Source organism: Vibrio sp. 10N.247.311.12 (genome assembly GCF_041467515.1).
Lineage (GTDB): Bacteria > Pseudomonadota > Gammaproteobacteria > Enterobacterales > Vibrionaceae > Vibrio > Vibrio crassostreae_C.
The window spans coordinates 47,279-71,669 of sequence record NZ_JBFSUV010000018.1 but is presented as its reverse complement, the minus strand read 5'-3'; the positions used below and the strand labels follow the sequence as shown (position 1 = coordinate 71,669).

The following is a 24,391-nucleotide window of genomic DNA, read 5'->3' as shown; positions in this document are numbered from 1 at the left end:
AAAGGTGCATTAACTGGATTATTGTAACCAAGAACTCAGAGTGTGACTTTCACCTTGGAATAAAAAACGCCAATCCATAAAATCCACAGAACCCATAACAATATCGTCCCTCCGCCATGCGAGCTTTCTATACTGGATTTTCCATGCAAGATAGCTTTTCCAAGGTAGCTTCTGAAAGGTAGCTTTTGTAACGTAACAGGGACGAGATTAAGCCGAGAATAATAATGAGAATTGTAGCGGTAACTGCGTGCCCTACAGGCATTGCGCACACCTATATGGCAGCTGATGCTCTAAATAAAACAGCCCCTAAGTTCAACGTTTCAATCAAGGTTGAGACGCAAGGCGCTATGGGTATTGAAAACTTACTGACAGCCCAAGATATTACCCTCGCAGACAAGGTGTTGATCGTCTCTGATATCGACATCGGACAACTAAGCCGATTTGACCCAGCTAAAACCGTATTTGTTCCAATGGAAGAGGTATTGTTGAGTATCGATAAAGTCTTTATTAAGCATTGTCGAACTTAAGCTTTTGATGAACGAATACCAGATCACCTTCTTCGTTAACGATCCTGCCGCAAACTCACATGTCGCGCAGCCGCTGACTCGCTTAGCGAAGAAGTTCAAAAGCAACATCCGCATTATCAACATCACTCAAAATCGAACCGCTGATCTATCCAAATCCGTCGCGATGCTGCAAGTAGGTTTACTTCGCGGTGACTTGTGTCAGATAACCGCGGTTGGGATTGATGCGGAGCTGGCCTGTTTCGTTCTCAAAGATGTAATTGCTGAGCATTACGACATGGTTGGGTCACAAGTGAACCATGAATTCTCTAAAGATTTAATCCAGCGAATGCCACAAATATGCCCGCCTTGTGACATCAAATGGCACCACGCTAAGGCGCAAACCCAACTGACCAAATTTGAGTGCTTAAAAGGGCTCGCTCACCTTGTTTATCCAGAAGACCCAGATGAACTAATTCTGGCATTCATTAAGCGAGAAGAACGCTCTTCAACCTGCGTGTCACCGGGTATCGCCTTGCCGCATGTGATGTTTGAATCGACTCAAGATCTCTCAATTGCCGTTATTGTCAGTGACCACCCGATTGACTGGGCATCGCGCATCGGCGAAGTGCACGTTGCTATTGCACTCGTTCTGCCAACTAAGCCACAGCGTGAGCACATTGTGGCGGCGACCAACCTAACTCGAAACCTGCTTCACGATCAGGTCAATGAACGTCTGCAAAAGACTCGAAGCGGTGTCGACCTACAAGCCTTGTTGATGTACATCTCGTCACGCCTTATCTAATTCATCTCTTCTGGTCAAACTCAAAGCATCCATTAATCCCCTGTTGTGACACCTATCCAATCGTTATAAGCTCATTTTCTCATACAATAAAAAACGGCTGAGCATTAGAGCTCAGCCGTTTTATGTTTAATTACTTGTTTAACTGGTTAGCTAACTTAAGCTGTTTTTTTCGCTTGTTTCGCATCCTCAACCGAGTCGTCTACAGCTTTCACCAACAGCAAACCAACTACGAATACGATACCGCCACACAGTACGAACATCATTCTTCCCCAGAATGGGTTCGGTAGAGCAAACATCGCCATCACTGCCACACCAGACACTGCGATCAGTGAGCCCAGCATGTGACGTTGTTTGTTGTCCAGTTTCTTCTGTGCTGTTGATTCAGAAACCAATGGTGTCGCAAGGTTGTTGAAGAAGGTATCAACATCTTTCTGACGAGACGCTTCTAGTGGTTTGTAGAACAATGTCGAAAGAACAAAGAAGCCGCCAGTAAACACTAGGTGCGCAATCAGACCTACTGCAACTTTCAAGTCAGACCATTCGCGGCCTGTTAGAGGCTCTAGGTTGAACAAGTTTTGTAGCATTTCAGCGGTAATCACGAAACCAACGATGTAAGACACAATCGCACCGACCACTAGCGTACCCCAACCTGCCCAGTCCGGAGTCTTCTTAAGGAAGAAGCCACAGAATGCTGGAATGGTCATTGGGAAGCCAATAAGTGCACCCACGTACATCATGGTGTCGAACAAGCTCAAGCCTTTTAGCGAATTGATAAACAGCGCGATAAGGATGATAGCTAGACCGAAGAAGGTAGACATCAACTTAGACACAATCATCAGCTCTTTCTCTGTCGCGTTTGGACGAAGAATCGGTTGATAGAAGTTGATTACAAAGATACCAGAGTTACGGTTTAAGCCTGAGTCCATAGAAGACATAGTTGCCGCAAACATCGCTGCGATTAGAAGCCCCACCATACCCGCTGGCATGTATTGCTCTACGAAGTAAAGGTAAGCGAAGTCGCCTGCTTTAGAGCCTGCGTCTGGGTAATGTGCTGCAAGGTCAACGCCTTGTCCTGCAACGAACCAAGGTGGCATGAACCAAATGATTGGACCGATGGTCATCAGAATACATGCCAACAGTGCCGCTTTCTTCGCGTTCTTTGAGTCTTTTGCCGCTAGGTAACGGTAAGAGTTCAACATGTTGTTGGTGATACTGAACTGTTTGAAGAAGATGAAGAATGCCCAAATTCCGAAGATGCTTACGTAGTTCAGATTGTTACCAGAAACGAATGATGCGCCTTCTGCTACAGGGAAATCGTTGATGATTTCAGTAACGCCACCACCTTGTACGATAGCCACTGCAGCACACGTTACGGTTACCGCCATGATAATAACCATCTGCATGAAGTCAGACGCGATAACCGCCCAAGAGCCGCCTGTCACCGACATAACAAGTACAACAAGACCAGTCAGAACGATGGTTGTCGTCATGTCGAAGCCAAAGATGCCCGATGCGATGATCGCCAAACCGTTCAGCCAGATACCTGCAGAAACAATACTGTTCGGCATGCCAGACCAAGTAAATACTTGTTCGTTGAAGCTACCAAAACGCATACGAATCGCGTCAATTGGCGTTACCACACGCAGTTGACGGAATTTCGGAGCGAAGTACAGGTAGTTCATCAGGTAACCAAATGCGTTCGCTAAGAAGATAACCGCGACAGCCATACCATCGGCATACGCTTTACCCGCTGCGCCAGTGAAGGTCCAAGCACTGAACTGTGTCATAAACGCAGTCGCGCCAACCATCCACCAAAGCATGTTACCGCCCCCGCGGAAATAATCACTGGTTGTACTGGTGAACGTTCTAAACATCCAACCTATTGCTATAAGGAAAAGGAAATAAATTCCTACGATCAGCGTATTGAGTTCCATGTATAAGTCTTCTTTATGATGAATATCTGAAGATCATATTATCTATAGAATTTTTAATTTGTAGTATTATAAGTCAAGGTTGTGATGGGGCGTATAAACCTGAATATTTGATTTCGAGACATGAATTACACGTTAGTAAACAAAGAATAAGCCGAAGCGAAGTAAGCATTTAAAATCAATAGCTTAAAAACATTTAAATCAGTAAACCGGACAACAACAACAAGATTTTATCGTCTCGATAAGTGGTTTTTAATTTACTTATCATCCATTAAATGCATCGCGTTAATACATCAACTCTCACACGTTTAATTCAATTAATAGAGAGCGGAAATAATAAGCAACTCGCAAAGCTAACCCTTAATGTTATTAATTAGGGGTATTTAGTGAAGTGGGATAAATAGAAAAACGAGCTTAGAGATGAAGCGTAGGAATAAACACTAGAGGAAAACACAAAGTAAGTGACCACCACAGCTCAGAGCCAGCAGTGATGCTCTAGTCATACAAATTTCGGTCGCATAAGCTCAGGTCAGAAAAGGGAACTTTAGAGTATATTAGATTGAACCACGATATTCGGTTGGGGTTTTTCCTGTTCGGTTTTTAAATACTCGGCAGAAGTAGTTCACATCTTTAAAGCCACAGCGGACTGACACTTCATTGAGTTTGAAGTTGTACTTCTTAAGCATGAACTTAGCGCGGTCGACACGAACACGGGTAATGTACTCCGCCAGGGTCATGTGGCCTTGTTGACGAAACATTCGCGACAAGTGGTTCGATGAAATGCTAAAACGTGAGGCAATGCTGTCTCGGGTTATTTGGCGGTGGAAGTTCTCTTGAATGTAGATACAAATCCCTTGATACACATCCTGTACGCGGCTGTGAGACTTCTCGACAGGCGCATCCAGCATCGTCTTGCTGTATTGAAGCAACGCTTGCAGCAATAACTCATCCATCGGCTGCTTGTTGCTCTCGCGCGCTAACGAGCTGAGCGCCTCCAAAATATTATCAATCGCAAAGCCAGAGCGAGTCTGAATACTATGCTTTTGGATATCGTAGAAGCTCTCTTCCCCTTTGCGCTTGCTCACCAAGCTTAAACCAAGCTGACGACGCCCAAACAACATACTCAGTACCGAACAATCAGTATCCCAGTTCGGCTTGTTCCAACAGTTAGGCGGGATGAAAATCGCATCCCCTGCTTTCGCAACAACATTGGTGATCTTGCGATCATGACTCTCCATTTCATTAATATACTCACCGTCGAGCACCAGCTCTAAACGCGAAAAGTTCACCTGATAACTGAATGCTGAAGGCGTGTGAAAATCTCCCGCAAACCAGATGTTATGAAACGGTTCTAGCTCGTTTAATACCGACGAGATTAGGTCATGAAATATCATTGTTTCGAACTCTTATAAGCAGCAATAAGGCTACGGGAATAGATATACTCCTTAGTGAAACATAGCGCTATTGAGCAAAATCACAATTTGAGATCTAGGTTACAAAAATCCAGTAGTGGAAATAAATCTCCAGTCTAAGGCCAGATTTAGAACACTGTTATCATGATAGAAAAATCAATCTAAGCCCTTATCAATAAAAGCGTTATAACCTCATAAAAGCTGTCAACACTCCCCCAAACAGGCACTCCTAACCGATCAAAATCACACTCCATTTATAAGGCAACAATCATCCAGTAAATGCATTTTTTCTTCACTACAGAAGGCAAGCCGTAGATTCCAGAATACCCCTAACAAAATAAAAACAGAGTAGGGGTTCATTATGATCACGACATTGATCAACCAAAATTTGATTAAGCTTTCGCTTAGCGCTAATTCAAAAGAAGACGTATTTAAAGAGCTGATCGAGGTGCTGTACGCACAAGGTCGAATTTCAGACAAAGCACAGTTCCTTACCGACATTAAAGCTCGTGAAGAACAAGGTAATACCGGATTTGAAGAAGGTATTGCTCTGCCACACGCGAAAAGCGCTGCGGTCATCAAACCCGCGGTTGTTATCGGTGTCCATCAACAGGGTATCGAGTACGGCGCCGATGACGGCCAGCCATCAAAACTGTTCTTCATGATTGCCTCTCCTGATGGCGGCGATAATCACCACATCGAAGTACTGGCAGAGCTTTCTTCAAAATTGATTGAAGAAGGTTTCATTGAAAACTTCATGAATGCTCAATCTGAACAAGCGGCATTAGAGCTACTGCTTACCAAACCTGAACCTGCTGAGACAGAAACCAATGTTGAGAAGCAAGGCTTCATCATTGGTGTGACAGGCTGCCCAGCTGGCGTCGCACACACATATTTAGCAGCCGAAGCACTAGAAAAAGGCGCGGCGGCTCTTGGCTACGACATCAAGGTCGAAACCAACGGTTCTATTGGCGTTAAGAACAGCCCAACTCGAGAAGAGATCGAACGCGCAGATGCGATTGTGGTGGCTTGTGACAAACAGGTCGACATGGCTCGCTTTGCCGGAAAATGCGTTATCAAAACCAACGTAAAAGCGCCAATCAAAGACGCGCAAGGCTTGATTAAGCAAGCACTCAACGCGCCAAGCTACCAAGCAGAACAAGCACCGACCAACCAATCTGTTGCAGAGAAAGCCTCGCAAGCACGTTCAGACCTTTACCGTTACTTGATGAATGGCGTATCTCACATGATCCCATTCGTGGTGACGGGCGGTCTTTTGATTGCCCTAGCACTAGCCATTGGCGGTGAGCCGAGTGAATCTGGCATGGCAATTCCTGCTGGCAGCATGTGGAACCAAATCCTAGAGGTGGGTGTGGTGGCCTTCACCCTGATGATCCCAATCTTGGCTGGCTACATTGCTTACGCGATTGCTGACCGCCCTGCCCTAACCCCTGGCTTAATTGGCGGCTGGATTGCCAACAACGGCTCTTTCTATGGCGCTGACGCAGGTACTGGCTTCATTGGCGCAATCATCGCGGGTTTATTAGTGGGTTACTTCGTTAAATGGATTACTTCGTTTAACTACCACAAATTCGTTCAACCGCTTGTGCCTATCATGATCGCTCCGATCACTGGCTCTTTGTTCATCGCAGGTTTGTTCATTTTTGTTATTGGCGCACCTATCGCTGGGCTGATGGATGCTCTTACTGCACTGCTAACCAGCATGAGTACAGGCAACGTGGTTCTGCTTGGTATTGTCCTTGGTGGCATGGCCGGCTTTGATATGGGCGGCCCGTTCAACAAGGTGGCGTTCCTATTCTCAGTCGGCATGATTGCCAGCGGTCAAACTCAGTTCATGGGTGCAATGGCGTGTGCAATCCCTGTCGCTCCCCTTGGTATGGCTATCGCAACCAGACTTGGCCGTAAGTTCGACCTATTCGAATCTTCTGAGATTGAAGCAGGTAAAGCAGCAGGCGCGATGGGCTTGGTGGGTATCTCTGAAGGTGCGATTCCATTCGCGGCTCAAGATCCAATGTCAGTTATCCCAGCCAACGTGCTTGGCTCAATGACTGCTGCGGTAATGGCGTTCTCGTTTGGTATCACCAACAGTGTTGCTCACGGTGGTCCAGTGGTCGCTCTACTTGGCGCAATGAACTACCCACTGCTAGCACTGTTGTGCATGGCGTCTGGTGCAGGCGTAACTGCGGTTACTTGTATCGCACTTAAAAATCTACGCAAAGCCAAGCTAGCAACAGCAGCGGCTTAAGCCATTTCAACTCCAATGGCTTGAGCCCACTCTAGTCTCGCATTTCATTAAGCCGAGTAGAGCTCAAGCCATGTTTCCCTTCATGGTGATTTCGATGTCTGATTTTTCTTTAGCGAACGATTCGTTCGCCCAACGTTTTTTCTACCCTATGACTAACGTGATTCAGAACTACGCATGGGGTAGCCCTTCTTCGTTCAGCCAACTGTTTGGTACTGATAACCAGTCTGGTGAGCCGCAAGCGGAGATCTGGATGGGTGCTCACCCTAATGGTTGTTCGATGGTCACTGACAATGGTCAGCAAACCACGTTGTCGAACCTGATTTCCAAGAACCTAAACCTGTTTCTAAGTGAGAAAGTCGCAAGTCGTTTTGGTGAACTTCCGTATCTGTTTAAGGTATTAGCGGCTGAGAAAGCGCTCTCTGTTCAAGTTCACCCGAACAAGCAGCAAGCCGAATCTGGCTATGCTCTTGAAGAGCAGCAAGGCATTCCGATGACGGCTGGCAACCGCAACTACAAGGATCCCAACCACAAGCCGGAGCTGGTGTATGCATTAACCGACTACACCGCGATGAATGGCTTTAGGTCGATCAACGAGATCCTTGAACACTTCCATTATCTCGACATTGCAGAGCTTCATTCGATGGTTAACGATCTCGCGGGCGACCAAACGCCCAATGGATTAGCCAGCTTCTTCGCGAGCTTATTGTCTCTGGAAGGCGAGCAAAAAGGCATGGCGTTAACCATGCTGCTGATGAAGGCTAAGCTTTCAGATACACCTGTGTTCCAATTGATTTCAGAGCTTGAAGCTCAATACCCAGGTGATGTCGGCTTGTTCGCTCCGCTGCTATTGAACGTGATTACCCTAAAACCGGGGCAAGCCATGTATCTGGATGCTGAAACCCCTCATGCTTACATCAAGGGCACAGGCTTAGAGATCATGGCGAACTCAGACAATGTGCTGCGTGCTGGGTTAACGCCTAAGTACATGGACGTGAATGAACTGGTTTCTTGTACACGATTTAACGAAAAGCCCGCGGATAGATTATTGCTCAGCCCGATTGAGCAAGGTGATGTGATGGAATACCAAATCCCTGTCGAGGATTTTAAGTTCTCTATCGTGCAAAATTCGCATCAACGCCAGATCACGACCGAAGGTGCCGAGATCCTATTGCCGCTCGACGAGTCTATGGTGCTCACTCATCAATGTGGTGAAACCTGCGTGATAGAGAAAGGCCATTCGGTATTCGTTCCGGCTTATGCTGAGAGTTACAAACTGGATTGCGCTGGACGCGTAGCGCGCGCTTACAGCTAACTCCCTCAGAACTCAGTACACACTGTTCATGCCCTGCTTTTGCGGGGCATTTTTGTTCCTACAAAAAGTTATTTCAACACCGAAAAACGCCATCAAATATGACCCATCTCACACTGGATGAATGATGCAAATCACACTTAATTTTGCTTGGTACAAATGTACAGTGAAGGGCTTTTATTTGCTATTTCGCGAATCGGGTTAATCCATTAATTTTAATTCAAGAACTTCAATAGTGAATGAGTTAATAAATGATCCCACAGCTAACCAACGTCAACTTAATTAATAACAACCTTCAAGCGAATAATAAAAAAGAACTGTTTGAAGAATTGGCAAGCATGTTATTTGAGAACAAGCGAATCAGCAGTAAAGAAGCCTTCTTGGCAGACATCGAAATTCGTGAATCTCAAAGTATTACCTCGATGGACGGCATCGCTTATCCACACTCAAAAAGCAAGGCAGTAACTGAGCCAGCAATCGCTGTCGGTGTTAAGCGTCAAGGTATCGAGTATGGCGATGAAGACGGCATTAATCCAACCGTGTTTTTTATGATTGCCTCACCCGATAACGGTGCTGACCATCATATTTATGTACTACAAGAACTATTTGGAAAATTCAGCGATGAATTTATTCAAGATATCCATAACGCAAAAGACGAACAACAGATCCTTAATATTTTAATTAATTCATAAGGCGTAGAAAATTATGAGCACCCTAACAACTCAAGCTACGAATACCAATAATAAAAACAGTAGTAGCGACTTTAAAAAAATCCTTAGCACCATGAAAGGCCACCTGCTTTTCGGAACCTCACACATGCTACCTTTCATCGTAGCCGGTGGTGTTCTGTTGGCGTTAGCGGTCATGGCATCAGGCAAAGGTGCGGTTCCGGCCGACGGCTTGCTGGCAGACATCTCTAATATCGGTATCAAAGGCCTTGTTCTTTTCCCAATCATTCTTGGCGGCTTTATTGGTTACTCAATCGCAGACAAACCAGCACTTGCTCCTGCAATGATCTCTTCTGGCATCATGGCTGACATGGGCGGCGGCTTCCTTGGTTGTATCGTGGCTGGCTTTATTGCCGGTGGCGTAGTGCTTCAACTTAAGAAGATCCCACTTTCTACCAACATGACAGCATTAGGTGCATACTTCATCTACCCTCTTGTCGGTACGCTAATCTCTGCAGGTATTGTAATGTGGGGCATCGGTGAGCCAATCAAACTGTTCATGGCTTCAATGAACGAGTTCCTAGCTTCAATGGCTGGCGCATCTAAGATGGTTCTGGGCACAATCCTTGGTGGTATGACGGCGTTTGATATGGGCGGCCCTATCAACAAAGTAGCGACCCTATTTGCTCAAACTCAAGTAGACACACAACCGTGGCTAATGGGCGGCGTAGGCATCGCGATTTGTACACCACCTCTAGGCATGGCATTGGCAACGTTCCTATTCAAAAACAAGTTCTCTAAACAAGAGCAAGAAGCAGGTAAAGCTGCAGCAATCATGGGGTCTATCGGTATCTCTGAAGGCGCTATCCCGTTCGCAGCGAATGACCCAATGCGCGTACTTCCTTCAATCGTTGCCGGTGGTATCGTGGGTTGTGTGTTTGGCTTCATGACAGACGTTCTACTTCACGCACCTTGGGGCGGCCTAATCACTGCACCTGTATCAAGCAACATTCCAATGTACGTAGTAGGTATTGCACTTGGCTCGCTAACCACAGCGGTTATCGTTGGCTTCTGGAAACCAGTCGCAGTAGAAACAGAAGATGACATGGTTGAAGCAGCGCCAGTTCAAGCTCAAACAGCACCTGTAGCAGGCGAAGGCGAGTACGACATCGTAGCAGTAACATGTTGCCCTTCAGGTGTTGCACACACCTTCATGGCAGCGAAAGCACTGGAAAAAGCAGGTTTAGCCGCAGGCCTTAAGATTAAGGTAGAAACTCAAGGTCAAAACGGTATTCAGAACCGTATTACCGACCTAGATGTAGCGAACGCAAGACTGGTTATCTTAGCTCACGATATTCAAGTGAAAGACGCTCACCGCTTTGCGAACGCGAACGTAATTGAGTGTTCAACCAAGGAAGCAATGAAGAAAGCCGCGACTATGGTGGCTATCTAAAACCTGAAACAAGTTAAAAGATAAAATTACTACCCCCTAGTAACTAAAATCCCCATTCGTCTAGTCAACGAATGGGGATTTCTTATAGTTAGGCCAACAGCATCCTTCTCGATACAAGTCATCTGTATCTCTGTAGCCTAGATGAAAAAGTATTAAATTATGTTGTTGAACATGGTTCTATTTCAGAGGTGAGACTTTCTTTCAACTGTTTATATGGCATCGGGTAGCCCAAATAATAACCTTGGGCTTGTTCGCAATTTAACATTTTCAAAATTGACAGTTGTTGAGCATTTTCAACCCCTTCAGCCACTACACTAATGCCAAACCCTCGCGCTATATCAATAATACCAGACGTTATGGCTCTAGAACGATAATCATCTTCCAACCCATTGATGTAACTGCGATCGACTTTGATTTCATCTACATCCAATTTGCTAAATATACCAAAAGACGTGTAGCCAACACCAAAATCATCTATCGAAAAGGACACCCCTTGTTTTTTTAACTTCTGAACAGCGATCGCACACTGATCTATATCTTTCAAAATAGCGGTTTCAGTAATTTCAAGACAAAGTAAGCGAGCAAACTCGGGATCCTTTCGTAGATATTCATCCAGATGGTTCATGTCATCAACGCTATTTAGCTCTACCGCTGAAATATTGACCGAGACACTATTAAGCGCATTCCCTAGCAAGCCATTAGCCCTAAGTTGTGACGCAGTCTTCTCTAGAACTAACGTAGTCAAATCACGACAAAAATGATTCTCTTCTGCTAGCGCGACAAAGATATCCGGTGAAACGACACCATAGCGCTCATGCGTCCAACGAGACAACACCTCCACGCCAGCGACAAATTTACTTTCAATGTTGAATTTAGGCTGAAACACAATATCAATCGCTTTGTCATCAATCGCTTTACGTAATTCTTGCACCATTTCTTGTCGTTGACGTTCAAGCTCAGTGAGTTTTGGGTCATGAAATTCAATCGTGTCCTTGCTTTTCTTTGCTTCAGTTAAGGCGTGGGTTGCTGATGCCATGAGTTGCTTGGCATTATTCCCATCCGAGGGGAATAGAGCAGCGCCAATACAACAAGTGGCGTGGATATCATAACGATAAGCACACTGGTTAAATCTACGATGTACGAGAGCAATGTAGGATTCAATATCTTCCTTATCATCGAGTTTGACTAAACATGCGAAACCATCGGAATGTACCCGTGACGAAAGTGGTTGATGCTCAATAGGAAATTCAATAGATCGTGCAATGTCTTTTAAAAATGAATTTGTATTTTCGAATCCGATCTGGTCAGCGACAGATTTGAAGTTATCAATGTCTAATAAGAAGAGGACATAATGGTCAATGGCTTGAGAATTTTTCAGTCTTTTATTTAAATATCGATAAAAAACTGATGGGCTATGAAGCCCGGTGACACTATCAAGATCGTTGGCGCTCTCTAAATCGCGATTATTTTTCCGAACCATTACCCATAACAGAGCAGACGTTAGAATGATAAATACCAGACCTTTGACTGTCTGTGCTAAGGCATGTTCACGCAAGTCATTTGATAATGATTCAACCGCGAGATCAGAAAATAAAACCCATAAAGATGAAAGTATTAGGTAGCTGAATACTATGCTGGCCGGATATCTTTTTGTCTTGTTCATCGTTAGCTGCTATCTCTCAGTCTAATGTGTCATGACTTATATGTTATAAATTGCTCATAACGTAGCACCAACATAAATCGCAATCTACCGCTCGCGTTTTTATTTTTGACTTTTATTTACCGATTTTCGTCATCACTTTGCACGACGAAAGCCTTTTAGGGCTAAACATGCCAAAAATAATTTGTGTGGATGTTGGCTCTTAGTCAAACTAAGAGCTGCCGATCGCTTTTGTTGATGCCGGGTATGACTCTTCAATCACAATTGTATTTCGTCCTTTTAGCTTTGCTTGATAAAGCGCGCGATCGCACAGTCTTTCCACTTTTCCTTTTCTGATAGCAAGCTAATACCAAAACTAGACTTAATTGTTAGAGTTGGTTGTTGCTCAAGTTTGATCTTCTGAATTGCTGAGCGTAATTTCTCTGAAAGGGCTGCACACCAGTTACCTATGCTCCTGAAACAGTCGCTCACTATGGGTGTCTTCGCTTTCGACCTTGCCGTTGGTTAGTTCGATATCGACATTCTGACAAGGATTGGTTGATGGCCAGTCCACCAGCTGAATATCGAGCCTGATAAAAGGGTATTTTTGATAAAAAGATGGCAGGCGAGGTAACAGCCAGTTATGGCAAAAAGTGTGATTAACGCGCAGGCTCAACACGTCGGTTTCTTTTTCCCCGAACAAGATTTGAGTCTGCAATTTAAGGTGAGCAAGTGAGCCTGCCACAATCGGTTGATAGTGCTGGGCAGCTGACGTCAGCTTTACGCCTTTGGAGCTTCGCTCAAACAATGTGGTATCGAGAAAGGTTTCTAAACTTTTAAGCTGCTGACTCACCGCAGCTTGGGTAACACAAAGCTCGCGCGCAGCAACGCCAATAGAACCGAGGCGGGCAACAGCTTCGAACGCAACAAGGGCACGTAGAGGGGGTAACATGGCTTCACCTGATTGAAATAAAAGTGAAAAATACTTCAATCAGGTTTCAGTTTTTTGCGCTTACCGTTACAGATTAATGACGAAGGGACGTTGATCAGATATTTATGATCAACGTCCCTTTTCTTTATTTCATGTTCTTAGCGGTGTGTCGCCGCGTGAATCAAACGCAATTACTCTTTGATGTAGAGATCCTTAGAATAGATACGCCCTTCCACGTTGTTCTTTGCAAAGCCGCCAACACTTGGTCGCACTAGACGAGCCTGCATGTAGTAATAGATGGGTGCGATAGGCATATCTTCAGCCAGTAACTGCTCCGCTTGATTATAGAATCCTTGGCGATCTTGCTCGTTGGTTGATGACAATGCGCTGTCCATTGCAACGTCGTACTTGTCATTGTTATAACGCGCAAAGTTACCCGAAGACTCAGAGCGCAATAAGCTCAAGAAGGTTGACGCTTCATTGTAGTCACCACACCAAGAGGCGCGCATCACATCAAAATCACCTTGGCGACGTGATACTAGGTAAGATTTCCACTCTTGATTTTCCAGCTCAACTTGCGCGCCTAAATTGCCTTTCAGCATGGAAGCGATAGCCACTGCAATCGACTTATTCGACTCACTGGTGTTATAAAGCAATTTGAAATCCAATGGATTAGCCGCATCGTAGCCCGCTTCTTTCAACAGCTCTTTCGCCTTTTGGTCGCGCTCCTTTTGAGTCCATGTGCTGTATTCAGGCTGAGTCGCATCAAAGCCTGCCGTGTATTCATGAGCAAAGGTATAAGCCGGCAAGTTACCCACCTGAGTGACACCATTGGTGATGACATCACGCATCATCGAATAAGACACCGCTTTACGTACTCGCGCGTCATCGAATGGAGGTCGCGTGGTATTGAACGCGTAGTAGTAAGTACACAGCAGAGGAACCGCGGTAAACGCATCTTGGTATTTGGTTTTGAGCTGCTGCGCCATGTGTGTCGGCACATCAGACGTGATATCGACCTCGCCCACTGCATAACGGTTAATCGAAGCATTTTGGTTTTCGAACGGAATGTAAGTCACTTGGGTTAGATTGGTATCTGAGCTGTCCCAGTAGTTAGGGTTCTTCTTCAGTTCAATACGTTCGTTAACCACCCACTCGTCCAACACAAACGCGCCATTACCGACAAACTGCTTAGGGTCACTCCAAGGCTTATCGCTGTTTTCTAGCGTTGCCTTATGAACGGGCATCATGGAGGTGTGACCTGTCATCGCAACAAAGTACGGCACTTTGCTATCAAGCTCGAACTTCACCGTGTGCTTATCGACGGCCGAAATACCGAGCTCTTCAACGGGTTTCTTACCTTCTGCTACGTCAGCAATGTTGTTGATCTTGGTGAGCTTGAGATACCACACGTTTGGCGAAGCGAGTTTCGGGTCGACCGCGCGTCTTAACGCATACACGAAATCATCGGCCGTCACCGGATCGCCATTCGACCATTTCGCGTCTTTACGCAGGTGGAATACAAACGTCTGGTTGTCTTCGGTTTCCCAAGATTCCGCGACACCTGGAGTGATATTGCCATCGCGATCTTGGATCACTAAACCCTCAAATAGGTCACGTAGGATGTGCATTTCTGGCAGGCCTTCTGCTTTCGCAGGATCAAGCGTCGCCGCTTCTGCATCGTTCGCGCGAACTAAATGCTGGTCTTTTGCCAGTGAAACACCAGCAGGTAAGGTTTCAGCAACGGCAGTTACTGATATAAAAGGGGTCAATAGAGATGAAATGAGTAAAGCCGTTGAATGTTTTTTAAAATCCATGTTTGTTTGCTCTCCTAGCCTATCTTTGAAGCAAGTAATAAAATTAACAATGCGACGGTTGACGAGTTTTGACGCTATGGTTTATTTAAAGGGGTTCATCTAATGGACTTAGTTAATGACTAATATAGCCAATAGTGAATACTTGATAGTACTTGATCAATCAGGAGATTAAGGTGAGTTTAATTCCAAGAACAGAAAGAGCTGCATTTTCAATAAAGCCGCTAACATATGGAAAGTCAGTATTGGGCGCACCCTTGCTCTATTTCCCCGCGCAAGTAGAAAGCGAATCTCGCGGGCTGATCTTAGCAGGCACGCACGGTGACGAAACCGCTTCTATCGCAGGTTTGTCTTGTGCACTAAGAAGTTTGCCAGCCGCCAACTTGCGACACGATGTGATTCTGTCTATGAACCCAGATGGCAATCAATTAGGAACACGTGCCAACGCAAACCAAGTCGACCTAAACCGTGCCTTCCCAACTCAAAATTGGACAGCAAACGGCACTGTCTATCGCTGGAGCTCCCACACACCAGTCAGAGATGTAAAAGTGAAAACCGGCCAAGCCGAACAACTTGAACCTGAAGTGCAGTCCCTCATCACACTCATTGAACAGCGTAAGCCAAAATTCGTCATCTCTTTCCACGAACCTCTCGCCATGGTCGATGACCCAACCCAATCGGAGCTTGCCACTTGGCTAAGCAAACAATTCAACCTACCGCTCGTTGAAGACGTGGATTACGAAACCCCAGGCTCATTCGGCACATGGTGTCAGGAAAGAAACCTGCCATGCATTACCGTAGAACTTCCGCCAGTTTCTGCGGATTTAACTATAGAGAAGTATTTGGATGCGTTTGTGGCAGTGTTGGGGTGTGAGGGAAATTAGTCTGGAGTAGGCTACATATACACATGCGAACAGTAATTCATCCTAATTACTAGTGAATCATATATTCCGTCTACTGAATCAATCCCATTCATAATCTATGCCGAATTCTTCCTTTGCATCATTTCAACTTATCTTTAGAGAAAGGCAATCGACATGATTAGCGCGATGAAAACTTCACTATCAATGAACTTCGGGGCTCGTCGCTATGAATCTAACTCGTTATAAAAAATCATGACAAGTGTCTGGACAAAAACGTTCCAAGAAAATGATCCTAAAACAGCACTATTTCTAAATTAATATTTATCGTTAGAGGTGATGACGATTGGGGTTTACACGCAAGTTACTACAAGTAGTGTAATAAAGGCTCCAGCAAAGCACTAGAGCCTTAAATACCATTAGAAATTGAATCTAATTAGTAGCCTCAAGCTCTTTCTCTGCAACCGACAGCATCTCAAACTCTTCCTCAGCGGTCGATGCGACCAATTTATTACGGCTATATAGGCCATAATAAGCACCACCAATCACAAAGAGTCCCATAGTCATAAAGAATGCAGATGGGTCAAAAGCATAAACACCCGTCATTGCAATAAGCGACAGCACTAGTGAAGTGCCGGAAGTCAGCATGCCACCCGGTGTTTTGTATGGACGGTGAAGCTCTGGTTGCTTGATACGCAACAATATATGACTAAGCGACATTAATGCATAAGACACTGTCGCCCCCACTACCGCCATCGCCAAGATCAGGTCGCCTTCTCCGGTCAATGACACAGCAAAACCAAACACACCCGGCACCACTAAAGCACGAGCAGGCACTTTGTTTTTGTTTGTAAGCGACAAGCTTTGAGGCAAGTAACCCGCACGAGACAATGCAAACACTAAGCGGCTATAACCGTAGATAATCGAGAAGAATGAAGCAATAAGTCCTGCAAGTCCTAGTATATTAACAGCCGTTGCAACGGTTGGATTACCGGTCAACTTCAAGGCATCGACTAGAGGAACGGCACTATTCGCAATCGCTTCAGAACCCACAGCGCCCGCAAGCAGCAGAACGACTAAGGTAGCGGTGACCAGTAAGAATAACATTGCGCCGATAATACCTTTGGGTACATCCTTGGCCGGGTTTTTCGCCTCTTCAGCAGCCAATGGAACCCCTTCTACCGCAAGAAAAAGCCACATTGCAAACGGTAGTGCCGCCCATACACCATACCAACCAAAAGGAAGTAGTTCTGTGGCTTGTGCGGTTGCCGGAGCGATATCAAACAGATTATTAGCATCAAACTCACTAACCAATACGCCTGCTGTCATAAGAATTGCTAGTACGGCTAACCCACTGATGACCATCATGACTTTCAGAGCTTCTCCTACCCCTGCCATATGAATACCAATAAAGATGGCATAAAAGATCGCGTAAACAAGAGGACCATCGATACCCATTAGTTCATTCACCGCTGAGCCAATAAAAATGACAATCGCGGCAGGTGCAAGGGCATACTCAATTAAGACGGATAAGCCGGTAAAAAATCCCCCCGTTGGTCCCATGGCTTGTCGAGCAAAACTATAGCCACCTCCTGCAGCGGGAATAGCCGCAGACATCTCCGCCAAAGAAAGGACAAGGGTAAAGTACATCACCGCCATAGCAATTGCAGCAATAAGAAAGCCTCCCCAGCCAGCTTGACCGATACCAAAGTTCCAGCCTGCAAAGTCACCAGAGATCACGTATGAAACGCCTAACCCTGCTAGCAAAATCCACCCAGCAGTGCCCCTTTTAAGTTGTCTTTGCGCCAAATATTCCTGATGTTCTGACATTGTAAATCCCTCTATTTTTGTCTTTTATCCAATTAAAAAATTGCCTGTGTGCTTGTCTTCTAACTGCTCACCACCTTCTTCCTCGATACTCGAACGGTCTTTAAGGTTGACTCCTGAAAGCTCTAGCCGACGAGCTTCCTTCAATAGGTATACCGCTCGCTTACACGCATCTTCATAAGCCAACCCCTGTGGGCGAATATTAGAAATGCAGTTCCTATCAGAATCTTTTGTTCCTCTTCTCGCCTGCCAAGTCAGGTACATACCCATGCTATCTGGAGAGGTCAGTCCCGGGCGCTCACCAATCAAAACCACCACCATCTTGGCTTGTAAGCACTCGCAAACATCATCTCCTATTGCCACTCGGCCCTGCCTCACAACAGTAATAGGAGCAACATGCCACGGCACTTCGTCTTCCCCTAATAAAGAAAGCAGATGCTCAATGACTGGATTTGCATGATTTTGAATGGCAATTGAAGACAAGCCATCAGCCACTACTATCGCGAGATCAAACGGGGGAGACTCTGAATGAAGAACGGCTTGCAACTGATTCCAACAGACGTCATCAAGCTCACGACCAAGATCCGGCCTTTGCAAATACATGAATCTGTCTGTCGCTTTGCTGTGCGCCTTAATTGGTGCCTGAGAAGTGTGTTGAATGACCGAGTTTGATTGAGCGATGAGCTCAACCAATAAATCCACATCTAAAGCACAATGAACGGCATCCATCGCCTGTGCATGGTCGAGTTGAAATGAAAGCAACTCTTTAGTTGGAACGCTATTTCCACTTCGACCCAGTGCAATACGTGCCGATGTAAAACCTTTAAGCTCGTGCCAAGGGTTTTGAGTTACCAACTTAGAAGCAGAATGTTTTGCCATAGAGACCACCTTACCCATGTGCGGGGCCTCCATTAAGTTGTGCTAGAGCGCCAGCAAATGAGCCGGAGAGTCGTTCATTTAGGCGCACATCTTTTACATCATCAAAAATCTGCATCTGAGTTAGCCACTCCTCAAACTCCGGCGCAGGTTTTAAACCCAACACCTTGCGTGCATAAAGTGCATCATGAAACGAGGTTGTTTGATAATTGAGCATGATGTCATCGGAACCCGGAATCCCCATAATGAACGAGCACTCAGCGACACCGAGCAATGTCAGTAAGTTATCCATATCATTTTGATCGGCATAGGCATGGTTGGTATAGCAGATATCACACCCCATCGGCAGGCCAAGCAATTTGCCACAAAAATGGTCCTCAAGCCCTGCTCGAATAATCTGTTTTCCATCAAAGAGATATTCAGGGCCGATAAAGCCGACCACGGTATTAACCAACAATGGATTAAAATGACGCGCTACGGCATAAGCCCGTGTCTCACAAGTTTGTTGGTCCACACCATGAAAAGCATTGGCAGAGAGAGATGTTCCTTGCCCAGTCTCAAAGTACATGACGTTACTTCCAACGGTGCCTCGGTTCAGCGAAAGCGCCGCTTCGTTTGCTTCTTTAAGGATCGAAAGGTTAATACCAAAGGTGTCGTTCGTACCTTGAGTGCCACCAATAGATTGAAAGACGAGATCCACCGGAGCGCCCATCTCAATCGCTTCAATCGTGTTTGTAACATGGGTTAATACGCAAGATTGGGTCGGGATCTGGTAGTGTTGAATGACCTCTTCCATCAGATTCATCAACTTAATTGCCTGTGGTACATTATCTGTTGCGGGATTAATGCCGATCACAGCATCACCATTGCCATACATCAAACCATCAAAAATACTGGCGGCAATGCCATTGAGAGAATCGGTTGGATGATTGGGCTGTAAACGGGTGGATAAACGACTAGGCAAGCCAATGGTGTTACGAAACGCAGTCACTACCCGACATTTTTTGGCGACTTGGATCAAATCCTGATTACGCATGATCTTACTCACTGCAGCCACCATTTCTGGAGTTAAACCAGGACGCAGCTTTGCAAGCGTGAGACTATCGGCTTCATCACTTAGCAGCCAGTTCCGAAAGTCTCCCACTGTAAGGTGATCAATCGCTTTAAACGCCTCTCTATCATGGCTATCAATGATTAAACGAGTAACTTCATCACTTTCATAAGGGATCACCGCTTCATTTAAAAACGTCTTTAGGGGCAAGTCTGCCAGTGTCATCTGAGCTACAACACGCTCTGCAGCAGAAGTCGCAGATACACCAGCCAAAACATCCCCTGAACGCTCTGGCGTAGCCTTTGCCATCAGATCTGCTAACGACTCAAAGTTAAAAACCAGGTGCCCTTGTTGTCGGCGATAAGCTGCTGTCATAAATTCCCTCTTCATAAACTGGTTCAGTTCTTGCTCAATAACCTTTTGTATATATGAGTAATTAAGCGATTTTTGAACCGAATGAATATCAAGAATCGGCAAACATAAAAAAGCATTAATAAACATAAACTTAAAGACACACTGTACTAATATGGGTCACATGGGTAGGTCATGGAATGATGAGAAAGGATGAAGAATTGATGCGTTATGCACCTAATTTGTGCACATTCAACACATTTGATGCAAATCAGCAGGCAGCCAGCCTCTTTAACTGGCAGCAAGAATATGACCAACTGAGTCAAGGAAGTTTTCTAGGTCAGATCCGTGAACGAAAATTTTCTCACGTGCACCTATTTCGAGAAGACAGCAACCGAAAACTCAAGCAGCAATGTCGTATTAATGAAGGGATTTGGTTAGGGATCAGTGCTAACGATAGACCTTTACACATCAATTACGCACAAGGTAATCCTGATAGTATTTTGATCCGTGAGGCTGGGGCGGATTTTGAGCTACTTACGCCAGAAACCTTTTCTATTTATGGGTTAGTCATAAGCCCTTCACTGGTTGAAATGATTCAGCAACAGCTAGAGATTGAATCATTAAACAGCAAGAGCCACTTTCTTGGTTGCTCTCAACACTACACCCAACAAATAAAAGCTTACTTGAGCTTACTACTCTCCCCGAGTCAATCTCGCTGGTCTTTTCAAACTCATCAATCCATTGTTCAAGATATGTTGGTCGAATTGTTCGCTCAATCGTCTAATCAAAATATGCAAAAAACCAATGCCTCACAGCGTGAGAACACAATGCGTCGAATTAGGCAGTACCTAGATAACTCGCAGTACCGTAAACCCGTCACCGTGTCTGAACTGTGCGATGCGGTTTATGTCAGTCGCCGTACGCTGCAATACACCTTTGAGTCCTGTTGTGGCATATCACCAAAACAATTTATACAAAATGTACGTCTCAACCAGGTACGGCGCATTCTGCAAAATCCGAGCGAACAACGGTGCATCAATGAAATCGCCTTTGACTTTGGTTTTTTTCATCTGGGATATTTTTGCCAAAGCTACAAGCAGTTGTTTGGTGAGTCGCCCATGCAAACACGTTCTAATGTCTAAAACCCAAAAAGTGTCGAGGGACAACTTAAAAAAATGTAGTTAGACGATATGAAAGACGAATAGATTAGTTGACTATCCTGCCTCAAGATCACAACGCATGAACTTCACTTCAAGTGCCTGCCGCCATCAAGGTGCAAAGTCCTTCCTGTCATATAGTGACTAGCCAAAACAAACTTAATGCCATCTATCACTTCTTCAAAGCCTGCCTCTGCGGGAATCAGTGCTTTTTTCAGAGCTTTGGTTTTGTACGCCTCGTCATCATGTTCATTGAATTTTATCATGGCAGGAGAGACAGTATTGACTTTCACCTTGGGAGCCAGCATCGCTGAGAACGACAGCGTCAGGTTGTTGAGTGCGGCTTTACTGGCCGCGTAAGCGATGTGTTTTTTACTGCCTTTTTCCGCAACGTAATCACTGATGTGGATGATGTCCGACGTTTTATCGCCAGACATTAGTTGGTCTTTGAGCATTAAATTAACCAGATAAGGCACGGTGGCGTGAATCGTCATCATCTGGTGCATGATTTGTAATGCGTTTTCACTGGGATTTTTTTTGTTCTCCGGTTGCCAGTCGGAAGCGTTATGGATGATGGCTCGAATCGCCTTATATTCTTGACCAACATAATGCAAAAAACCCTCTAAGCTACTTTGTTGATAAAAATCTACCTGTTGCAAGTCGGCTCCACTGTCGCGCAGTATTTTCAGCTGGGGATAGTCGCTTCGGTAAGTGCCAACGACTTTGTATCCGTCAGATATAAGTTGCTGCGCCAGAGCGAATCCTAAACGCTTCCCCACTCCAGTTATTAGAATCGTTTCACTCATCGTAAAAACTCAGCTCTAGTTTGAGGGTTAGTTTTGAAACTGCCACCAAGCGCGGTTGTGGTGGTTTCAGAGTTAGCGTCCATAACGCCTCTCGATTTAACGCAGTAGTGAGTTGCTTTAATCGTCACAGCCACATTTTCTGTTTCAACCAGAGCCTGTATCGCGACCAGGATTTGTTGAGTAAGGCGTTCTTGAACCTGCGGACGCTGAGCAAAGAATCGAACAATACGGTTTATTTTAGATAGCCCAAGAATCTTGGATTCTGGGATATAAGCCACTTGTGCTAAACCATCGATGGTGATGAAGTGATGTTCGCACGTCGAAGTTAAATCTATATCCGATACCTTAACCATTTCATCAACTGACATTTTGTTGTCGATAACACTAATTTTGGGGAAGTTATTGTAGTCGAGCCCTGAAAATATCTCGTGAACGTACATCTTTGCAATGCGATGAGGTGTTTCAGCGAGACTGTCATCGGTTAAATCCAGCCCGAGCGTACTGACAACTTCCGTCAAAAGCCCTTTGATGCGGTTGTACTTCTGGTCGGGGTTCATTTCACTCGATGTCATCGGGGTTTCAAGCCCCTTTTCGAGCAAAGCTTCTCTTACTTTTTCAGCTTCTGTGGTTAGCATTGAGTCGCTCCTTATGAGTTAATCTTCAAGTTCTGCTTCATAGCTCAGGGTGAGCGAGACGGAATCGGCGAAACGTAGAGCATGAGGCTTGTCAATTCTCACCTGAGCGTATCGGACCCATGAATGGTCGATACAAATACCGAGTACGTCGCTGGTTAACTTTTCTAAAAGCAGAAACCGTCCAGATTCAACATGTTCAATAATTTTTTTGCAGATATTTTTGTAGTTAAGTGCGTTCTCCACATCATCAGAGAGGCAAAGGTTGTTCGCGGGATAATGGATCTCCGCATTTATGACGATGTCTTGCTGCTTGGTTTTTTCTTCTTCGTTGAAGCCGATGAAGGTTCTTAATCTGAGATTTGTGATGGTGATAATCGCATTGTGATTCATAACAGTTTCCGATCCTTAGAAGGTAGAGTGAGTTACGTGCCTATTAGAGGAAAAGATCAATAAAGCTCAAGCGTTCTGTTTAAAGCAGTTACAGGGACTAAGTGAAGCTGACCTCGAACGGTATAAGTTCGGTTTTCTGACTCAGCTGATCGAAGTTGTTCCAGAGATGCTGAAAAGAGATATCTAGAGTGGGATGAAGTTCTTGCGCGGCAACATCAACTAACGGTCGAAGCACAAAAGCGTACTCGGTGATTTCACCTCGAGGCAGCTCTACTCCATCAATAATGCCGACTTCGTTACCGTAGAGAAGGATATCGATATCCATCGTACGCGAAGCGTATTCTTTAGTTTCACGCTTGCGAGCATTGTCTATCTCGATTTGATGCAGAACCTTAGCCAGTTCAGCGATAGAAAGGTCACATTCAAACCCTGCGACTAGGTTAAGGAAGTTGTCCCCTTCAAAACCAACAGGCTCACAATCGTAGAAATTAGAAATGTGTAGAGGTGCAAAGCGGCTATTCAATGCTTTGAGAGATTCTGTGACGTGATGTTCGCGGTTAATGTTGCTTCCGATGCTGACATAGACGGTGGCCATATTGTTTTCTCCCTTTTAACGAACCTCTTACGTTGTAAGTCGCTGGGAAGATCAGCTATGTATCCGTTTGATGTCGGGAGGGTAAATGAAAATCTCCCGACAACTCATATTGAGATCGGTTCTAAGTTGGAAAGAGGGACTTTCGAACTAGGAAGTGCCACGAGTAAAAATTCAGCTTATGAAGGCTCTGGACAAAAATGAGTCTATAGTGCGATCTAGGTTTTTACCAAAAAAACGTAGGAGTAATGGAAAAATAATCAGTGTTAAATTTGTATAATAGAAATGAAGTTCACACCATAGTGAACTTCATAACATAGATATTAATTTCTACTATTGAGACTGTCGCTCTTTGATTAATGTTTCAAAGTCTGAAGGGTAAGCTGTAACAAGAGTTGCTTCTGCATCTAAAGCCCCTAAATTGTCTCTAATACTTGCAATCGTGCGAGGAATAAACTGGCTAGAATCCCCCATAAAACTTCGAACGAGATCTTTACCTAAGTTATCCAACCCCCCAGACTCGATATCAAACTGAGTATATATATCTACATGGTAACCATCTTCATATTGCCATAAACAAGTATAAAATTGAGTGTTTTCACCATGTGAATTCATCGAACTATCCGCAGCTTGAGCATATACTAATGCTCCATCACACGTAGGAATTTTTACCGAACCACCGGCTAATGCTGATAGGGTTGAATTACTACCGAATGGATTTACTAATTGAAATCGAGGTGCATCTTTTGGTAATGGGTGAGGTGGTAAATCTTCCGTGATCCTCACAGAAGAGGTATTCGCCTGTAGAGCCGTTTTAATCGCTTTCGCCATATCTGTTGAAGAAACATTTTCCGCTACTTTCAGATCAAAAACAGCATAACTTCGTTTAGTCTCTTTTGTTTTTGTCATTGAAGTACTCTGACAACCAGACAATCCCAGCGAAATCGCTACTGCCAACCCTATCGCTCTATAATACATTGAATTAATTCCCTTTTATATTTGGTATAAGCATGAACATTGTAGGGTTAATGCCTCAGGAAATCAACTTGATGCATATTTCATGAGTCGATAAAATTACAAAAACGTCTGGGTAATTGTTTATTTTACGCTTA

Annotated in this window: 20 protein-coding genes and 2 pseudogenes; 8 read left to right on the top strand and 14 right to left on the bottom strand. The window is 44.8% G+C overall.

Annotated features, from left to right (window positions below; all coding sequences use genetic code 11):
* The first annotated feature begins 224 nt into the window (after positions 1-224).
* Positions 225-527 carry a PTS fructose transporter subunit IIB gene (locus AB6E30_RS10135; protein ID WP_017061658.1) on the top strand — a complete coding sequence of 101 codons (303 nt, stop codon included), beginning with the start codon at positions 225-227 and terminating at the stop codon, positions 525-527.
* 7 nt (positions 528-534) lie between these two features.
* A complete protein-coding gene (locus tag AB6E30_RS10130) occupies positions 535-1,308 on the top strand; it encodes a PTS sugar transporter subunit IIA (RefSeq protein WP_372103455.1) in 774 nt (257 codons plus the stop codon).
* 155 nt (positions 1,309-1,463) lie between these two features.
* On the opposite strand, the gene AB6E30_RS10125 is transcribed toward AB6E30_RS10130, so the two are convergent.
* Together AB6E30_RS10125 and AB6E30_RS10120 are read right to left on the bottom strand one after the other, a co-directional pair.
* Entirely contained in the window at positions 1,464-3,242 is a 1,779-nt protein-coding gene (locus AB6E30_RS10125; protein WP_029236500.1) for a sodium:solute symporter family transporter, read from the bottom strand.
* Between the two features lie 551 nt (positions 3,243-3,793).
* Entirely contained in the window at positions 3,794-4,633 is an 840-nt protein-coding gene (locus tag AB6E30_RS10120) for a helix-turn-helix domain-containing protein (RefSeq protein ID WP_372103452.1), read from the bottom strand.
* 379 nt (positions 4,634-5,012) lie between these two features.
* Between AB6E30_RS10120 and AB6E30_RS10115 the strand changes: the two genes are divergently transcribed.
* The 4 genes from AB6E30_RS10115 to AB6E30_RS10100 all read left to right on the top strand — a co-directional run bounded on the left by AB6E30_RS10115 (position 5,013) and on the right by AB6E30_RS10100 (position 10,347).
* Positions 5,013-6,917, top strand: a complete 1,905-nt coding sequence (locus AB6E30_RS10115; protein ID WP_372103450.1) for a fructose-specific PTS transporter subunit EIIC — start codon at positions 5,013-5,015, stop codon at positions 6,915-6,917.
* A 94-nt stretch (positions 6,918-7,011) separates the two neighbouring features.
* Positions 7,012-8,229: a mannose-6-phosphate isomerase, class I gene (manA, locus tag AB6E30_RS10110; RefSeq protein ID WP_372103447.1), complete on the top strand. Its 1,218-nt coding sequence runs from the start codon at positions 7,012-7,014 to the stop codon at positions 8,227-8,229.
* 248 nt (positions 8,230-8,477) lie between these two features.
* Positions 8,478-8,918 carry a PTS sugar transporter subunit IIA gene (locus tag AB6E30_RS10105; protein WP_372103444.1) on the top strand — a complete coding sequence of 147 codons (441 nt, stop codon included), beginning with the start codon at positions 8,478-8,480 and terminating at the stop codon, positions 8,916-8,918.
* A 13-nt stretch (positions 8,919-8,931) separates the two neighbouring features.
* A complete protein-coding gene (locus AB6E30_RS10100; RefSeq protein ID WP_372103441.1) occupies positions 8,932-10,347 on the top strand; it encodes a fructose-specific PTS transporter subunit EIIC in 1,416 nt (471 codons plus the stop codon).
* Positions 10,348-10,504: 157 nt separating this feature from the next.
* Here AB6E30_RS10100 and AB6E30_RS10095 read toward each other — a convergent pair whose 3' ends face one another.
* The 4 genes and pseudogenes from AB6E30_RS10095 to AB6E30_RS10080 all read right to left on the bottom strand — a co-directional run bounded on the left by AB6E30_RS10095 (position 10,505) and on the right by AB6E30_RS10080 (position 14,734).
* On the bottom strand, positions 10,505-12,010 hold the full coding sequence (locus tag AB6E30_RS10095; protein WP_372056327.1) for a putative bifunctional diguanylate cyclase/phosphodiesterase: 1,506 nt from the start codon (positions 12,008-12,010) through the stop codon (positions 10,505-10,507).
* Between the two features lie 208 nt (positions 12,011-12,218).
* Positions 12,219-12,442: pseudogene (locus AB6E30_RS10090) on the bottom strand (GGDEF domain-containing protein); the annotation flags it as partial.
* Positions 12,443-12,452: 10 nt separating this feature from the next.
* Positions 12,453-12,938: pseudogene (locus AB6E30_RS10085) on the bottom strand (LysR family transcriptional regulator); the annotation flags it as partial.
* 170 nt (positions 12,939-13,108) lie between these two features.
* Positions 13,109-14,734: an ABC transporter substrate-binding protein gene (locus AB6E30_RS10080; protein ID WP_372103438.1), complete on the bottom strand. Its 1,626-nt coding sequence runs from the start codon at positions 14,732-14,734 to the stop codon at positions 13,109-13,111.
* 173 nt (positions 14,735-14,907) lie between these two features.
* Between AB6E30_RS10080 and mpaA the strand changes: the two genes are divergently transcribed.
* On the top strand, positions 14,908-15,615 hold the full coding sequence (mpaA, locus tag AB6E30_RS10075) for a murein tripeptide amidase MpaA (protein WP_372103435.1): 708 nt from the start codon (positions 14,908-14,910) through the stop codon (positions 15,613-15,615).
* 408 nt (positions 15,616-16,023) lie between these two features.
* Here the strand turns inward: mpaA and eat are convergent, their stop codons facing one another.
* The 3 genes from eat to AB6E30_RS10060 are packed head-to-tail and all read right to left on the bottom strand — an operon-like array spanning position 16,024 to position 19,720.
* A complete protein-coding gene (eat, locus tag AB6E30_RS10070) occupies positions 16,024-17,421 on the bottom strand; it encodes an ethanolamine permease (protein WP_017061647.1) in 1,398 nt (465 codons plus the stop codon).
* Between the two features lie 24 nt (positions 17,422-17,445).
* A complete protein-coding gene (gene eutC / locus AB6E30_RS10065; protein WP_372103432.1) occupies positions 17,446-18,315 on the bottom strand; it encodes an ethanolamine ammonia-lyase subunit EutC in 870 nt (289 codons plus the stop codon).
* Complete coding sequence (locus AB6E30_RS10060) at positions 18,308-19,720, bottom strand: ethanolamine ammonia-lyase subunit EutB (protein ID WP_017061645.1); 1,413 nt, start codon at positions 19,718-19,720, stop codon at positions 18,308-18,310. Before AB6E30_RS10060 ends, eutC begins: the two co-directional genes overlap by 8 nt.
* A 200-nt stretch (positions 19,721-19,920) precedes the next feature.
* Here AB6E30_RS10060 and AB6E30_RS10055 point away from each other — a divergent pair, with 200 nt between their 5' ends.
* Positions 19,921-20,841: a helix-turn-helix domain-containing protein gene (locus AB6E30_RS10055; protein ID WP_017061644.1), complete on the top strand. Its 921-nt coding sequence runs from the start codon at positions 19,921-19,923 to the stop codon at positions 20,839-20,841.
* A 104-nt stretch (positions 20,842-20,945) separates the two neighbouring features.
* On the opposite strand, the gene folM is transcribed toward AB6E30_RS10055, so the two are convergent.
* The 5 genes from folM to AB6E30_RS10030 all read right to left on the bottom strand — a co-directional run bounded on the left by folM (position 20,946) and on the right by AB6E30_RS10030 (position 24,188).
* Positions 20,946-21,662, bottom strand: coding sequence for a dihydromonapterin reductase (gene folM / locus AB6E30_RS10050; protein ID WP_372103430.1), 717 nt, complete (start codon positions 21,660-21,662; stop codon positions 20,946-20,948).
* On the bottom strand, positions 21,659-22,297 hold the full coding sequence (folE, locus tag AB6E30_RS10045) for a GTP cyclohydrolase I FolE (RefSeq protein WP_048611743.1): 639 nt from the start codon (positions 22,295-22,297) through the stop codon (positions 21,659-21,661). Before folE ends, folM begins: the two co-directional genes overlap by 4 nt.
* Before the next feature lie 18 nt (positions 22,298-22,315).
* Positions 22,316-22,687 (bottom strand): dihydroneopterin triphosphate 2'-epimerase, encoded by a 372-nt coding sequence (gene folX, locus AB6E30_RS10040; protein WP_017067658.1) that lies wholly within the window; start codon positions 22,685-22,687, stop codon positions 22,316-22,318.
* 97 nt (positions 22,688-22,784) lie between these two features.
* The gene (gene folK / locus AB6E30_RS10035) at positions 22,785-23,282 is read right to left on the bottom strand and encodes a 2-amino-4-hydroxy-6-hydroxymethyldihydropteridine diphosphokinase (RefSeq protein WP_372103427.1); all 498 of its coding nucleotides are present in this window, start codon (positions 23,280-23,282) and stop codon (positions 22,785-22,787) included.
* Between the two features lie 330 nt (positions 23,283-23,612).
* Positions 23,613-24,188: a hypothetical protein gene (locus AB6E30_RS10030; protein ID WP_136999152.1), complete on the bottom strand. Its 576-nt coding sequence runs from the start codon at positions 24,186-24,188 to the stop codon at positions 23,613-23,615.
* Between the last annotated feature and the right edge of the window lie 203 nt (positions 24,189-24,391).

What these genes read in the sequence shown, in the direction of transcription:
- AB6E30_RS10135 (WP_017061658.1), top strand. Translation starts at nt 225, where the DNA reads ATGAGAATTGTAGCGGTAACTGCGTGCCCTACAGGCATTGCGCACACC.
- AB6E30_RS10130 (WP_372103455.1), top strand. Translation starts at nt 535, where the DNA reads ATGAACGAATACCAGATCACCTTCTTCGTTAACGATCCTGCCGCAAAC.
- AB6E30_RS10125 (WP_029236500.1), bottom strand. Translation starts at nt 3,242, where the DNA reads ATGGAACTCAATACGCTGATCGTAGGAATTTATTTCCTTTTCCTTATA.
- AB6E30_RS10120 (WP_372103452.1), bottom strand. Translation starts at nt 4,633, where the DNA reads ATGATATTTCATGACCTAATCTCGTCGGTATTAAACGAGCTAGAACCG.
- AB6E30_RS10115 (WP_372103450.1), top strand. Translation starts at nt 5,013, where the DNA reads ATGATCACGACATTGATCAACCAAAATTTGATTAAGCTTTCGCTTAGC.
- manA (WP_372103447.1), top strand. Translation starts at nt 7,012, where the DNA reads ATGTCTGATTTTTCTTTAGCGAACGATTCGTTCGCCCAACGTTTTTTC.
- AB6E30_RS10105 (WP_372103444.1), top strand. Translation starts at nt 8,478, where the DNA reads ATGATCCCACAGCTAACCAACGTCAACTTAATTAATAACAACCTTCAA.
- AB6E30_RS10100 (WP_372103441.1), top strand. Translation starts at nt 8,932, where the DNA reads ATGAGCACCCTAACAACTCAAGCTACGAATACCAATAATAAAAACAGT.
- AB6E30_RS10095 (WP_372056327.1), bottom strand. Translation starts at nt 12,010, where the DNA reads ATGAACAAGACAAAAAGATATCCGGCCAGCATAGTATTCAGCTACCTA.
- AB6E30_RS10080 (WP_372103438.1), bottom strand. Translation starts at nt 14,734, where the DNA reads ATGGATTTTAAAAAACATTCAACGGCTTTACTCATTTCATCTCTATTG.
- eat (WP_017061647.1), bottom strand. Translation starts at nt 17,421, where the DNA reads ATGTCAGAACATCAGGAATATTTGGCGCAAAGACAACTTAAAAGGGGC.
- eutC (WP_372103432.1), bottom strand. Translation starts at nt 18,315, where the DNA reads ATGGGTAAGGTGGTCTCTATGGCAAAACATTCTGCTTCTAAGTTGGTA.
- AB6E30_RS10060 (WP_017061645.1), bottom strand. Translation starts at nt 19,720, where the DNA reads ATGACAGCAGCTTATCGCCGACAACAAGGGCACCTGGTTTTTAACTTT.
- AB6E30_RS10055 (WP_017061644.1), top strand. Translation starts at nt 19,921, where the DNA reads ATGCGTTATGCACCTAATTTGTGCACATTCAACACATTTGATGCAAAT.
- folM (WP_372103430.1), bottom strand. Translation starts at nt 21,662, where the DNA reads ATGAGTGAAACGATTCTAATAACTGGAGTGGGGAAGCGTTTAGGATTC.
- folE (WP_048611743.1), bottom strand. Translation starts at nt 22,297, where the DNA reads ATGCTAACCACAGAAGCTGAAAAAGTAAGAGAAGCTTTGCTCGAAAAG.
- folX (WP_017067658.1), bottom strand. Translation starts at nt 22,687, where the DNA reads ATGAATCACAATGCGATTATCACCATCACAAATCTCAGATTAAGAACC.
- folK (WP_372103427.1), bottom strand. Translation starts at nt 23,282, where the DNA reads ATGGCCACCGTCTATGTCAGCATCGGAAGCAACATTAACCGCGAACAT.
- AB6E30_RS10030 (WP_136999152.1), bottom strand. Translation starts at nt 24,188, where the DNA reads ATGACAAAAACAAAAGAGACTAAACGAAGTTATGCTGTTTTTGATCTG.